The 14338-nt window shown below is 39.7% G+C and carries 9 protein-coding genes; 1 reads left to right on the forward strand and 8 read right to left on the reverse strand.

The window, feature by feature from the left end; all coding sequences use genetic code 11:
- Positions 1-66: 66 nt before the first annotated feature.
- The gene (gene mgtE, locus ACTO17_RS01930) at positions 67-1416 is read right to left on the reverse strand and encodes a magnesium transporter (protein WP_172538436.1); all 1350 of its coding nucleotides are present in this window, start codon (positions 1414-1416) and stop codon (positions 67-69) included.
- A gap of 450 nt (positions 1417-1866) precedes the next feature.
- Here mgtE and ACTO17_RS01935 point away from each other — a divergent pair, with 450 nt between their 5' ends.
- Positions 1867-3639, forward strand: coding sequence for a DUF885 domain-containing protein (locus ACTO17_RS01935; RefSeq protein ID WP_482556694.1), 1773 nt, complete (start codon positions 1867-1869; stop codon positions 3637-3639).
- A gap of 146 nt (positions 3640-3785) precedes the next feature.
- Here ACTO17_RS01935 and ACTO17_RS01940 read toward each other — a convergent pair whose 3' ends face one another.
- From ACTO17_RS01940 to ACTO17_RS01970, 7 genes are all read right to left on the reverse strand, one after another.
- Positions 3786-3953, reverse strand: coding sequence for an AbrB/MazE/SpoVT family DNA-binding domain-containing protein (locus ACTO17_RS01940; protein ID WP_482556775.1), 168 nt, complete (start codon positions 3951-3953; stop codon positions 3786-3788).
- Positions 3954-4030: 77 nt separating this feature from the next.
- Complete coding sequence (locus ACTO17_RS01945; protein ID WP_482556695.1) at positions 4031-5731, reverse strand: AAA family ATPase; 1701 nt, start codon at positions 5729-5731, stop codon at positions 4031-4033.
- Positions 5728-6573 carry a 16S rRNA (cytidine(1402)-2'-O)-methyltransferase gene (gene rsmI / locus ACTO17_RS01950; protein WP_482556696.1) on the reverse strand — a complete coding sequence of 282 codons (846 nt, stop codon included), beginning with the start codon at positions 6571-6573 and terminating at the stop codon, positions 5728-5730. Before rsmI ends, ACTO17_RS01945 begins: the two co-directional genes overlap by 4 nt.
- Positions 6574-7002: 429 nt before the next feature.
- Entirely contained in the window at positions 7003-8805 is a 1803-nt protein-coding gene (locus ACTO17_RS01955) for a fibronectin type III domain-containing protein (RefSeq protein WP_482556697.1), read from the reverse strand.
- 34 nt (positions 8806-8839) lie between these two features.
- Positions 8840-9304, reverse strand: coding sequence for an Ig-like domain-containing protein (locus ACTO17_RS01960; RefSeq protein ID WP_482556776.1), 465 nt, complete (start codon positions 9302-9304; stop codon positions 8840-8842).
- A gap of 229 nt (positions 9305-9533) precedes the next feature.
- The gene (locus ACTO17_RS01965) at positions 9534-11978 is read right to left on the reverse strand and encodes a leucine-rich repeat protein (RefSeq protein WP_482556698.1); all 2445 of its coding nucleotides are present in this window, start codon (positions 11976-11978) and stop codon (positions 9534-9536) included.
- Positions 11979-12008: 30 nt separating this feature from the next.
- A complete protein-coding gene (locus ACTO17_RS01970) occupies positions 12009-14264 on the reverse strand; it encodes a leucine-rich repeat protein (protein WP_482556699.1) in 2256 nt (751 codons plus the stop codon).
- Positions 14265-14338: the final 74 nt, after the last annotated feature.

Here is a 14338-nt window from a genome sequence, read left to right on the forward strand (position 1 = left end):
CAGTTCCTGTGTATCGAAATCAAACACACTCCAGAGAAAGGGCTGTTTATCGCTGTATTATACAGTTCAGACAGCGATATGCAAAACAATGGTGGCGATTTTAAAGTAAATCAAAATAGAGCAGATATCCACAATGGTGGAAATCAAAGGGGCAGCCATCAGCGCCGGGTCCAGATGGATATGTTCTGCAATCAGCGGCAGGCTGCAGCCGATAAATTTCGACAGAATCACAATGGCGATTAATGCCAGGGCAATCACAACAGCCATCTGTAAATCTCCGTATTGAATATAAATCCGCAGTCCGTTTACAACGGCCAGAACCGTACTTACCAAAAGGGCAATACGGAATTCTTTAAAAATTACTTTAATAATATCTTTAAATTTGATTTCATCCAGCGCCAGTCCCCGGATCATTAAGGTAGAACTCTGGGAGCCGCAGTTTCCGCCGGTCCCGGTAAGCATGGGGATAAAGGAAACCAGAAGTGGATAAAGTTTAAAAGATTCCTGGTAATGGGTGATAATGGAGCCGCTGACTGTGGCGGATAACATCAAAAACAGCAGCCAGGCAATCCTGCTTTTTGCATGGGAAAAAGCAGAGGTATTGAAATAATTGTCTTCCGTGGGGGTCATAGCGGCCATTTTGGTAATATCTTCGGTATTTTCTTCCTGCATAACGTCCATGGCGTCGTCGAAAGTGACGATTCCCACCAGACGTTCTTCCCGGTCCACCACCGGAATTGCCAGAAAATCGTATTTGTTAAATACTTTTGCAACTTCTTCTTTATCCTCATGGGTATCTACAGAAATCACATTTGTTTCCATGATATCTTCAATCTGCATGGAGTCTTCTGCCATCAGCAGGTCTTTTACCGATACCATGCCGATCAGTTTCCGGTGTTCTGTCACGTAGCAGGTGTAGACCGTTTCCTTGTTGACGGCAGTATGGCGGATACGGCTGATGGCTGCGCCTACAGTCATTTCTTTTTTAATATTGACGTATTCAATGGTCATCAGGCTGCCAGCGCTGTCTTTTGGGTAGTTCAGCACCTGATTGATCATTTTTCTGGTTTCTTCGTCGGTATTGCGGAGAATTCTGGCCACTACATTTGCAGGCATTTCCTCTATCATATCTACGGTGTCGTCCAGGAAAATATCATCCATTACGGCACGCAGCTCCCGGTCGGTTAAAGTGTTAATCAGAGTTTTTTGCATTTCGCGGCTCATATAGGAAAAACTGTCTGCCGCTTCCTCTTTGGGAAGCAGGCGGTAGAGCAGAGGAATTTCCTTTTTGTCCATCTCATCGAAAAGAAGGGCGATATCGGCAGAGTTCAGATTGTTCAGCATCTGTCTGAGCAGGGAATACTTTCGATGTTCTAACAGTTCTTCGGCTAAGCGGTGGATTTCTTCGATTTCCATGTCAGTGAAGTCTAAGTCGTCCAGATTGATGTTGTTTGTGGTTCCCATGGGTATCCCTCCTTTTGATTTTGATTGTAAATTTTTCTTGTGGTCAGAAGCGTTGGGGCTCCTCCCGGGAGGTAGCGAAAAGAGAGTGGGGCGGTGTTGTCCCGGGTTCTTTTTCGTGGTCAGAAGCGTTGGGGCTCCTCCCGGGAGGTAGCGAAAAGAGAGTGGGGCGGTATTGTTCCGGGTTCTTTTTCGTGGTCAGAAGCATCAGGGCTCCTCCCGGAGTGAAACGAAGAGAGAGTGGAACGATATTGTTCCGGGTCCCTCCTCATGCTCAATCCTCATGCTCAATCCTCATGTTCAATCATATCATATACTTATTTGATTGTCATTGGGTTATTTTGCATAAAGGGGGCGGGGCGGACATATGATGAAAGGAATATACCGCGGGAAGGGCATTTTGGTATGGGGAAAAATTTTTTTGGTGAGAAATTCAGGTTGCGGAAAGAGAATCTAAAAAACAGAATTTTGTTGGTGATACTTGCCATATTGATGTGCCTGCAGGCGGGATGCGGAGGCGGCCAGGGAAGCAGGGAAGATTTTTCTACATATATGAATCAGATTTTCCGGGCGGAGGTTACGGCAAGTACGCTGAATATGCATTATAATCTGGCCCACCCGGAACAGTATGGGATTCAGGATTACAAAGTTACATACGGCAAAATATCTGCCCGGGAAGAAAATGAAACATCCGTGATTCTGGAAAACTGGAAAGAAAATCTAAAGAAATTCAATAAAAAGGATCTGACGGTTTCTCAGCAGATGACCTATGATATTATGATGGATTATATTGAAAAAGAAATTCCGGCAGGAAAATTTTATCTGCATGAAGAAATTTTAAGGCCATCTACAGGCTTTCAGTCGCAGCTTCCGGTGCTGTTGGCAGAATATGTCTTTTATGACGCAAGGGATATTGAAGATTATCTGAAGCTTTTGTCCGCTACGCCGGAATTGTTTGCACAGATTATGGAAGTGGAGAAAAAAAAGGCAGAACTGGGGCTGTTTATGGCGGATTTTGCGGTGGATGATATTATAGCGCAGTGCAGCAATTTTGTGGAACATCCGGAAAGCAATTATCTATTGTCTACCTTCGATGACCGTGTGGATGAAGCTGGGTTTTTGACGCCGGAACAGGCAGAGCAGTATAAAGTCAGCAACAGGCAGATTGTGACTGGAGAGTTGATTCCGGCATATCAGCGGCTTTCTGAGGAATTATCCGCACTGAAAGGCTCTGGAAAAAATTCCGGAGGTCTGTGCGGCCTGCCGGGAGGAAAAGAATATTATGAATATCTGGTTCAGGAAACCACCGGATCTGATTTATCGGTGGAGGAAATGCAGGCGCAGGTGACAGCGCAGCGGAAACAGGATCTGGAAAATCTGGCAAAAATTGCAAAGGAATACCCGGATGTGGGTCAAAAATGTGCAAATTATCAGCTTCCCACCGAGGAACCGGAACTGATTTTACAGGATTTGCAAAATAAAATGCAGAAAGATTTTCCATCGCCGCCTGCAGTTTCTTTTTCAGTGAAGGAGGTGCATCCCTCTCTGGAAGAATATATGGCGCCAGCTTTTTATCTGACTCCTCCGATAGATGATATTTCCCATAATTGCATTTACATCAATAAGTCGAAGGGCGATAAAAAAATGGAGCTTTATACTACTCTGGCCCATGAAGGATTTCCGGGACATCTTTATCAGAATGTTATGGAACGAAGCTGCGGGTTGGAACCCATCCGAAGCCTGTTCGGCAGCAGCGGTTATGCGGAAGGGTGGGCAACTTATGTGGAAATGCAGTCTTTTTATTATGCGGACGTGGATAAAGAGGTGGCTGCTTTTCTGCAGAAAAACCAGTCTGCACTGCTGAGCCTGTATGCAAGCGCAGATTTGGGCATTCATCATGACGGTTGGACACTGAGAGATACGATAGATTTTTTTGCCTCCTACCAGATTACAGATAAACAAGTGATTCAGAACATCTATCAATTAATTGTGGAGGAGCCTGCCCATTATTTGAAATATTACGTGGGGTATCTGGAATTTTTGAATTTAAGGCAGTATGCGGTGGAAAAGTATGGAGAACGTTACAGTGACTATCAATTTCACAGTGCGCTGATGAAAATGGGAACGGCGCCCTTTTCTATTCTGAAAAAATATTTGCCGGAGTTTTATGAAGGGTGAAGGATATTACCGGTATGGGGGTATGCGATATTTAACCGCCGGAGTAATAGTTTCGAATTCAGCATTTTTAACAATGATACTGTATACGGGGTTTTATTGTTCAACAAAATAATCAGTATGGGAAGCCATATTGTATTCTAACGGCTTTAGAATTGTTTGAGTATATCACTGATTTCTTCCCGGAGTTCATTCAGGCATTTTTTTGAATAAACGGTTACCGGCTTGAGACAGACAGAGCCGTCTTTTTCAAAAATATCCAGTTTGTCGCCCTCTGACAGACCGAGTTTTGCAATGATTTCGTTGGGAATTGTGATCTGGGAATTTTTGGCGTAATTCTGCTAATTATAGAGTTAAGGACAGTTCAATTTGATTTACGGGATCTGCCAGAGTCTTAATCTGAACTCCGGCAATGATCCTTTTGACTTTTTTCCCATTTAATTATGACTTTTTTCCCCCAGTGTGCAAGACCCACATAATATACGGTACCCTGCATGCCGGTATCATACTTTTTGCCTTTTATTTGTGCAATGGCCTCCTGCGCCAGTTTTTCCAGACTTTGCTTTTCATGTTCGGCATACTTGAATTCCAGGATTATGTGGGGAAAACCAGGATTTTTTGCAGCAAGCCGGATATCGCTTCTGCCAGTGCCATGTTCCCGATTACTGTCTATGTGATAGTAAGGATGCATAAAAGCACACATACCCAGCATCATCATATGACAGCTGTTTTCATCTTTCAAGTCATGGTAAGAGGGTAAATGTAAGAAAATCCACTGATATTCCGCAGCAAATTCTTCCATAGCTTCTGTGCGCAGATACCGCAGCATCGAGGATAGGTGATTTTCGTCTGTCTGCAGATAAAATGCTGTTAATTCCTGATATGCTTTCCACACCTCATAATTTGGAATACGCAGTTTATAAAAATTATCTTCCAGTTCTTCCTGAATAGTCACCATTCCGGCATTGATAAAGAGCCCCCAGAGAGAAGAATCACTGGGATTTTCATAGTAGGGAGTGGATAATTCAGCGTGGACATTTACCGTTCCTGTCTTTATTAAAGTGTCGTATTTTTGAAAGAAAAATTCTTTTCTTTGTGCAAGCGCCTGCTTAATCATAGTATTTTCACCGGTATTTACCCAGTAAGGCTCCAGTTTTTTTCTGGCGGCATAACAGGTGATGGACCATGGATTATACACTTCCGTATTTCCGAACAGGTATCCGTCATACATGTGCTTCACTTCATTTGAAAATTCTGCATTGCAATAATTCAGTAAATTTTGCGTCTCGGTTTCTGAAAAACCGAAACAATCCGTATATTCCGGATCTTTTACAGTGCAGACAATCAGATGATTCAGCCCGGAAAAAATATTTTCTTTTGCGGCTCTTTGAATTCCGGTCAGCATGGCTTTCTCCAGGGCCGGGTTGCCTTTCAGTGCGGAACTGAGCATATTGGCAAGAAGTCCCCGTACTTTATGGTAATAGCCGCCGGAGTTGGCGGAAATAAAGGGAGTGTCGTATTCATCCAGAAGAAAATATACTTTTTTCCCATAAAAAATTTCTAATATCTGACATAGTTCTGTAATGGCATGGCTGAGACAGTTCTTTTTCTGAATACTGTCCCCTGTCTGACATAAGCATTCGTAAATCTGATGGAATGCTTTTTTCTTTATATCCGGCAAAGATTCTTCCTGGGTAAGAAAAAGAAATTTTTCAAATTCTTCTTTTATGACAAGTTCCAGCTGGTAAAACAGTTCTTCGGCAGTATCGCCTTTTACGTTAAGGAAAGAAAGAAAAATTACCGGATGGCTGTTTAATTCCTGCATAACATAGCTATCACTGATTTTCGTGTCCGTAAACAGAGAGCGGGAATTTTTTGTACAGTCTAAAAATTCTGCCAACATAGACATGTTCAGTGTTTTTCCGAAACGCCTGGGCCTGGTGACCAGGGTAACCTGATACCAGGATTCTAAAAATTCTTCTATCATTTGTGTTTTATCCACATAGTAAGCATTTTGCTCCCGCAGGCTGCGAAAATCCTGTATGCCAATTGCAAGTTTTCTGTTTTCCCTCATAGTTTTACCATTCCCTTTCATGAATCCTCCAGTAATTTTCCATAGATTTCCCGCTTGGAAACGCCCCGGTCTTTTGCCACCAGCTTCATGGCTTCTTTTCTGGAAATGCCCTGGCTTTCATAATGATTCATGTGTTCCTCCAACGTCAGGGCATTCCAGTTTTCCTGCTGTTCTTTTTGGAGTTCCTGGAAGCTCCTGCCCTGGATGACCAGCACGAATTCGCCCCGGGGCGCTTCTTTTTGATAATAGGAAATTGCGCCGGAAATGGTGGAAATAAAAACAGTTTCATATTTCTTGGTAAGCTCCCGGCAGATGGTAATGCTGCGATTGCCCAAGGTTTTGTACAATTCTTCCAAAGTTTTCAGCAGGTGGTGGGGAGCTTCGTAGAGAATTATGGTGCGGGTTTCCTGCTTCAGCGAAGCAAGTATCTGTTCACGTTCTTTTTTCTCACGGGGCAGAAAGGCTTCGAATGCAAAACGTCTGGCAGGAAGGCTGGACATGGATAACGCGGTGATGCATGCGGCCGGGCCAGGCAGGGAGGTGACGCTGATGCCGGATTCCTGACAAATGCGTACTAATTCTTCTCCGGGATCTGAAATGCCCGGAGTTCCTGCGTCTGTGATCAATGCCACGTTCTGGCCTTTCAGTATTTTTTCCGCAAGCTGATATGCTTTTTCAATTTTGTTGTACTCATGGTAGCTTGTCATGGGGGTTTTGATATCAAAATGATTCAGCAGTTTGAGGGAATTGCGGGTGTCTTCCGCGGCGATTAAATCCACTTCTTTGAGAACACGGAGAACTCTTAAAGTAATGTCTTCAAGATTGCCAATGGGAGTGGCGCACAGATATAATTTGCCCTGCATAGTGTGTTCCTTTCTTAATATATATGGGGAATTTTTATCTTTTTGAAATTACTTTTGGGTAATTTGATTTTAGCATAGCTAAAATCTTTTATCAATAGTGGGATTTGCAAATTCAGCTTTGCGGATATGGCGTCTTAAAATATAGGTCTTATCTTTATCTAAAATTTTCAAGGTGTCTTTTCTGCAACTTTAGAATTCAATTCTGGCATTTTAGCGACGGCAGATTCTAAAGATGAGACTGGAACAGAAAGTGCCAGAAGTAGATCCTAAAGAATCATTAAAACGATTAAATAATTCTATATTGATCCTTTATAAACAAATGGAGCTGTCGCATTAAGAAGTAAACATGCAAGAGACAATATTTTGTAAATATAGATTATACCATATCTTGTAGTTGTATTTCTTAATGCATCAGCCCCATGTAGTTCATTATTTTCTGATCTTTATAGATTTTACTTTGCTATAGCTTCCATAATATTTTTTGCTTTTTACAATTTTGTAGGCACGGATTTTATAAAAATAAGTCCTGCCTCTGGAAAGCTTAGTGTTTTTAAAACTTGTAATTCTATTTTTGGATATTGTTTTCACTTTTTTATATCCAGTATTTTTATTTAAGGAGCGGTAAACTTCATATCCAGTAACGCTTCTGTCTTTTTTCCATTTTAGTGTGACAGTCCGTCGGCTGCTGTTGCTTCCTTTTGTAATGGATACTTTTTTTGGAACAATCTTAAAAGAAACTTTTTTTATTCCGATGTAATTTCCCTTACCTGTAATGACAATGTCAGCTTTTCCGATTTTTTTATTATTCTGATACGAAAGGCTATAATCTGTCCCATTTTTTAAAGATATATCGTGATATGTAACGGTGACAGAGGGACGAATCTCTTTCCCAGTGTAGGCTTTACTTCCTGGGGAGGATACAAAAGTGTCTGCAAGAGAGGTCTTTGTATTAATTTTCAGACGATAGGTTCCGGTGGAATCATAGGATGCTCCATAATAATAACCTGTTACTTTAACATAATAAGTTCCAGCAGATAATGTTACCGTGTGTTCATCTTCACGGTATCCTGCATTTGCATTCCATTCGTTATGATCTGTATGCCAAATCTCTTCTCCTGCATTATCATATAAAATTAAGGTATAATATTTCATATAAGAAGTCATAACTATTTTAATACTCCCTTCGCTGAATAAGGAAAATTTCAAGATATCATAATGGTCATCAATGGCTATCTGACCTTTCACTGTAGTATTTGTTTGAATGGTGCAAGCTTCCGCAAAGTCGTTATTTGGTTCTTTATAATTGATGTCTGCATTTGTATAGTTTGTGGTAAAGGTATAGTTTCCGGTATCAAACCGGCGATATTTTCCTTCTCCACTAATTTTAAGATAATAATTTCCTCCTGCCAAATCCAAGGTATATTCATTGATTTTATATTTCAGATTCTGGTTCCATTCATGATGTTCACTTTTCCAAATTTCTCTTCCGGCGCTATCATACAGATAGATACTGTTATACGCCAGATAAAACGTCACTGTCAAATTCATTCTCCCGGCTTTTGCCAGGGAAAATTTATAAACATCATAATCGTCATTTTCAGCAATCTGACCTTTTACCGTTCCATTTGCAGATATTACTGATGCTTGGCTGAAATCATTATTTGATTCCGGAAAGCTTTCCTGTGCACTTACAAACTTTGTCCCCGCTGAGTAGGTTCCAGTAGCCATATGGTTATATCGTCCACGGCCATTAACTTTCAAATAATAGGTACCATTTATCAAATCTACCTCTTTTGTAATTTCTGAATATTTTAAATTCTCATTCCATTCATGATGTTCGCTTTTCCAGATTTCACTTCCATCGTTTCCGTAAATGTAAAGGCTGCAATATCTCATATAAAAAGTCAGATTTAATGTTATTCGTCCTGATTCTGTCAGAGTGAATTTGTAAATCTGCTCTTCTGTTGTTTCTGTAATACTTCCATTGAAGGCATTTCCCATGGTTATCGGAATAGCTGTGCTGAAATCTCCGTCATCAGCTTTCACAGAGGTTTCCGGCAAAAATTCTTCTTTTGAGAATACCGTCTCTGTGAAGATTTGTTCCATTTGTTCTGTTTTTGCTGTTTCTGTTTGTATAGAGGGTATAATATTTTCTTCTGCCTGGACAGTATTGCAAAAGCTTCCGACTGTCAGGGTTATTGCTGTAAGTATTGCTGTTATTTTTTGCTTCATAAATGTTCTCCTTTGTCCTGATTATAAAATTTTCTTATTTTATTTGAATGGTCAATGGTTTTTTCTTACCGCTTCCATCGGTGGCTTTGGCAGTAATCTTTACTTTTTTTCCTTTTCCGGCTTGGTAAGACTGAACTTTGCCAGAACTGTTTACTTTGGCATATTTTGTATTGCTACTTTCCCATTTTAATTTCCGGTTAGCACCCTTGGAAGCGGTAACGATTGCCTTCAGCTTTATAGATTTTCCTGCTTTTACAGATTTTTTTCCAGAAATTGCAACTTTTTTTACAATTCCTTTCATAGAAGTTATTTTATACGTTGCTCTTTTTCTGCTTCCATCTTGAGTTACGGCTGTAATTTTTACAGATTTTCCACCGGAATCTTTTTTCATTGTGACAATGCCTGACTGATTCACTGTGGCAATTTTTTTATTGCTGGAACTCCATTTCACAGACTGATTGGAAGCGTCTTTCGGCTTCATCTGTATGGATAATTTTATTTTTTTCCGGCCGCAATTTTTTTGGAGATTCCTTTGATAGAAAGGCTTTCTATCTTTGCCTCATGAATGGATTCTAAATCATAAGGATTGATGGAATACAGCACAGGAGACGATTTATCTGTTACATACCACCGAACGAGGCCATTGGCAAAAGAAACTGGCTTACATTCTGACAGGGGCATGCTACATGATACAATTTTTGAGGTAAGATTGGCGTTTCCGTCCAGAGTTACTTTCTCGTAGTCACTTTTTTCACCTTCGACCACCCAGAAAAGATTTTGGTGGTTTTTCCATTCATCTTTGCATTTTTATAAGTACGGATTCTCACATAATATTTTTTTCTGGCTTTTAATTTTGTGATTGATTTGAATGTGATGCTGTTCTTTTTCAGCGTCAGGGTTTTTGTATTCTGTTTGGTGAATTTACTGCTGGTGGAATACTGAAGCTGGTAACCGGTGGTTTGGGTTTGCTGTTTTTTCCATTTCACTATAAAACTCTTTTTTTTCGGGGTTATTCTGGAAATAGAAGTAGTTTTAGGCCTGATTGTAAAAGTTTTTGTAATGGTTCCAGTGTAATTGCCCTGCCCTGTAATCGCTGCAGCCGCTTTGCCGACTTTTTTATTATCCTTATACTCCACAATAAAATTTTTTTCTTCTTTCAGCGTTTTTCCACAGTCTTTGACTGTTACAGACGGTCTCAATAATTGTCCTGTGTATGTCTGATCCGGAATCTTTCCCACGAAAGCCCCATGGATTGGCCTGGCTTTGATCTGAAATGAGCATTCTTTTATCCCTGAGAACATTCCGATTCCTTTTATTGTTATTTTCCCTGTTCCGGCATTAACATTGTCAGAATATCCAACAATGAAATCCTTTCCATTTTCTAATTCAGCCCCCTCTAGCCTGACTGTCACCGCAGGCTGTTTACTGCTGCCGTCATAAATAACGGAAGAAAATGATAATCGTATCTCTGCCTTTTCCAGATTCCGTTCCCCATTTTCTGTCTTATTATTTTTAGTATTGTTCCCATTGCTATTCTCATTACTTTTTTCATTCGTTTTTTTCCAACGGGCATACAATGTATGGGTTTTTTCTGCAGACACTATGGTATCATCTGTTATTTCATCACCGGAATCTGTATGCCAGCCAAGAAAATCATATCCTTTCCGAACAGGAGTTGGCAAAGAACGGTACCTGTCATTTGGAATTACTGGTTTCTTCTCTAAATCCACCTTCCCTCCATCTGCATCAAACATACAATATACAGTTTGCCTGAATTTATCGCTTATTTCTCTTTCTTCTGTTAGTTTCTGTACATAAGAGCCTTCTTCTCCATATATGAACTCCAGGCCGGCTCGGTTAAATGTGGGTAAAGAAGATTTATCATTAGTCTCAATAAAGTTCAAACTTGCTGGCAGCACAATAGAATGCAGGTTTTCACAGAAAGAAAAAACACCTGCGCCCAATTCCGTTATCCCCTCTGGAATTATTACATTCTTAAGTTTTCTGCATTGCAGGAACGCTCCTGCTTCAATTGTCCGGACGCTTACAGGAATCGTGACATGTTCCAGATATTTTTGTTCCAGAAAAGCATTTATCAAAATGGCCGTTACGCCCTCTGGTATTTCATATTCTGTGTTTGTTAAAGCCGGGGGATAATATACAAGCTTACTTCCATCTTTGGAATACACCACTTTGTCTATTAGTTTATATTTGCTATTCGTCTCTGAAAATTGTATGTTTGTCAAATTTGCACATCCCTCAAATTGCAGGAAATACTCTCCTTTGTCTCCATAAAACTCCCAACTGTCAGGCAGATATATCGTTTGTAGATTTATACATTCATAAAATGTATTTCCCAATATCCCACTACCGGAAGCAACACTGATGCTTCCCTTTCCAATGGAAACATTTTTCAAGGAAGAACAATTTCCAAATACCATTCCCTGCAATTTACAATTTTCTCCGAGCAATACTTTTTCTAATACGGTACATTCTTTAAATGCATACTGGTACAATTCACAATTATCAGGTATTTTGATGTGTTTTAAATTTTCGCAGGAAGAAAAACTTCTTTCTCCTACTATTTCAAGTCCATCTGGTAGGTAAAGTTCTGAAATATTTGTAGAATAAAATGCTTCTGAATTTATCTTTTTCAATGATTTTCCCCACTGAATATCAGATACTGCAGACCCTGAGAATGCCTCCACTCCAATGATTTCCACTCCATCAGGAATGATAATTGACTTTAGGTTCTTACAATTACCAAAAGCCTTATTTCCGATGTTTCTTACAGTTTCTGCCATTTCAATAGACTTTAGATTTTCACAATAATCATATTCTGTTTTAAAACTTCCTCCCCAGAATGTGTATGCTCCCACATAAGTGATACCTTTTTCGATTTGTACCTTAACGATGTTCAAACCGTATCCTCTTTCTATCCATGGTGCAATCTCCCCTTTTGTGTGGGGCTTGTAATCATCCATAGGGCCAGAACCATAAATGCGTAAAACACCTGTAGACAGATCCAACTCATAATTTATTTCCTTACCGCACGTTCCACTAACTATATGCTCTGTTTCTGCCGCTGAAACAGAACTAGAAATAAAAACTGTACCTCCGAATACTACACAGATTAATAATCCTAAAAATAATATTCTTTTCTTGATTTTCATACAAATTCTCCTCTCTGTCCAGATTTTTGATTATTTTCTCGTAGTCACTTTTTTCACCTTCGACCACCCGGAAAAGATTTTGGTGGTTTTTCCATTCATCTTTGCATTTTTATAAGTACGGATTCTCACATAATATTTTTTTCTGGCTTTTAATTTTGTGATTGATTTGAATGTGATGCTGTTCTTTTTCAGCGTCAGGGTTTTTGTATTCTGTTTGGTGAATTTACTGCTGGTGGAATACTGAAGCTGGTAACCGGTGGTTTGGGTTTGCTGTTTTTTCCATTTCACTATAAAACTCTTTTTTTTCGGGGTTATTCTGGAAATAGAAGTAGTTTTAGGCCTGATTGTAAAAGTTTTTGTAATGGTTCCAGTGTAATTGCCCTGCCCTGTAATCGCTGCAGCCGCTTTGCCGACTTTTTTATTATCCTTATACTCCACAATAAAATTTTTTTCTTCTTTCAGCGTTTTTCCACAGTCTTTGACTGTTACAGACGGTCTCAATAATTGTCCTGTGTATGTCTGATCCGGAATCTTTCCCACGAAAGCCCCATGGATTGGCCTGGCTTTGATCTGAAATGAGCATTCTTTTATCCCTGAGAACATTCCGATTCCTTTTATTGTTATTTTCCCTGTTCCGGCATTAACATTGTCAGAATATCCAACAATGAAATCCTTTCCGTTTTCTAATTCGGCCCCCTCTAACCTGACTGTCACCGCAGGCTGTTTACTGCTGCCGTCATAAATAACGGAAGAAAATGATAATCGTATCTCTGCTTTTTCCAGATTCCTTTCCACATTTTCTGTCTTATTATTTTCAGTATTGTTCCCATTGCTATTCTCATTACTTTCTTCATTCGTTTTTTTCCAACGGGCATACAATGTATGAGTTTTTTCTGCGGACACTATGGTATCATCTGTTATTTCATCACCGGAATCTGTATGCCAGCCAAGAAAATCATATCCTTCCCGAACAGGAGTTGGCAAAGAACGGTACCTGTCATTTGGAATTACTGGCTTCTTCTCTAAATCCACCTTCCCTCCATCTGCATCAAACATACAATATACGGTTTGCCTGAATTTATCGCTTATTTCTCTTTCTTCTGTTAGTTTCTGTACATAAGAGCCTTCTTCTCCATATATAAATTCCAAGCCTGCGCCATTAAATGTGGCTGTAGCGTTTTTATAATTTGTGTCAATAGAGCTTAAACTTAAGGGAAGTACAATAGAATGCAGGTTTTTACATGAAGCAAATATACCTGCTCCCAATTCTTTTACGCCTTCCGGAACTATAACATTATTTAGCTTTCGGCATTCCTGAAAGGCTCTTGTACCAATTTTCTGAACACTTGCAGGAATCGTGATATGTTCCAGATACTCCTGGCCATTAAATGCATTGGCAAAAATATCTGTTACGCCTTCTGGTATCTTATATTCGGTTTCCTTTAAAAATAATGGATAATATACAAGGCTGCTTCCATTTTTGGAATACACCACGTGATCTACTATCTTATATTTGCAATTTGTCTCTGAGAACCTTATATCTGTAAGATTTATACATCCAAAAAATTGCATGGAATATTCACCCTTATCTCCATAAAATTCCCAACTGTCAGGCAAATATATTGTCTTTAAATTTGTACACTCACAAAAAGTCTGTCCCCATATTCCCGTACCGGAAGCAACGCTTATACTCCCCTCTCCAATGGAAACATTCTCCAAGGAAGAACAGTTTTTGAATATTTCTCCCTCCAACTTACAATTTTTTCCGATCACCACGTTTTCTAATGCTGAACATTTTTCAAAAGCAGTATAATACAGTTCACAATTGTCAGGCACTATTACACGTTTTAAATCTTCACAGGAAGAAAAACTTCTTTCTCCAATTATTTCTATCCCATCTGGCAGACAAAGTTCTGGGATAGTTGTATACATAAAAGCCTCCATATCTATTTTTTTCAATGAGCTGCCCCATTGGATATCCAATATGGAAGTCCCCTCGAATGCTCTCATTCCAATGGTTTCCACGCTATTTGGAATGGCAATCGATTTTAAATTGCTGCACCAACTAAAGGCCTGGGCTCCTATTTCTGTTACGGTTTCAGATATTTCAACTGTCTCCAGATTTTCGCAGTAATCATACTTTGTCTTAAACCTTCCTCCCCAAAATGTGTATGCTCCTATATAAGTGATTCCTTTTTCTATTTGCACTTTAACAATTTTCGAACCATATCCCTTTTCTATCCATGGTGCAATCTCTCCTTCTGTATAAGCCATATAATCTTCCATAGGTCCAGAACCATAAATGCGCAAAACGCCTGTGGATAAATCCAACTCATAATTTACTTCCTCACCACATGTTC

The organism is Petralouisia sp. (genome assembly GCF_056822245.1).

Excerpts from the sequence above, each read along its gene's own strand:
- ACTO17_RS01970 (WP_482556699.1), bottom strand. The coding sequence starts at position 14,264 with ATGGAAGATTATATGGCTTATACAGAAGGAGAGATTGCACCATGGATA.
- mgtE (WP_172538436.1), bottom strand. The coding sequence starts at position 1,416 with ATGGAAATCGAAGAAATCCACCGCTTAGCCGAAGAACTGTTAGAACAT.
- rsmI (WP_482556696.1), bottom strand. The coding sequence starts at position 6,573 with ATGCAGGGCAAATTATATCTGTGCGCCACTCCCATTGGCAATCTTGAA.
- ACTO17_RS01935 (WP_482556694.1), top strand. The coding sequence starts at position 1,867 with ATGGGGAAAAATTTTTTTGGTGAGAAATTCAGGTTGCGGAAAGAGAAT.
- ACTO17_RS01945 (WP_482556695.1), bottom strand. The coding sequence starts at position 5,731 with ATGAAAGGGAATGGTAAAACTATGAGGGAAAACAGAAAACTTGCAATT.
- ACTO17_RS01955 (WP_482556697.1), bottom strand. The coding sequence starts at position 8,805 with ATGAAGCAAAAAATAACAGCAATACTTACAGCAATAACCCTGACAGTC.
- ACTO17_RS01965 (WP_482556698.1), bottom strand. The coding sequence starts at position 11,978 with ATGAAAATCAAGAAAAGAATATTATTTTTAGGATTATTAATCTGTGTA.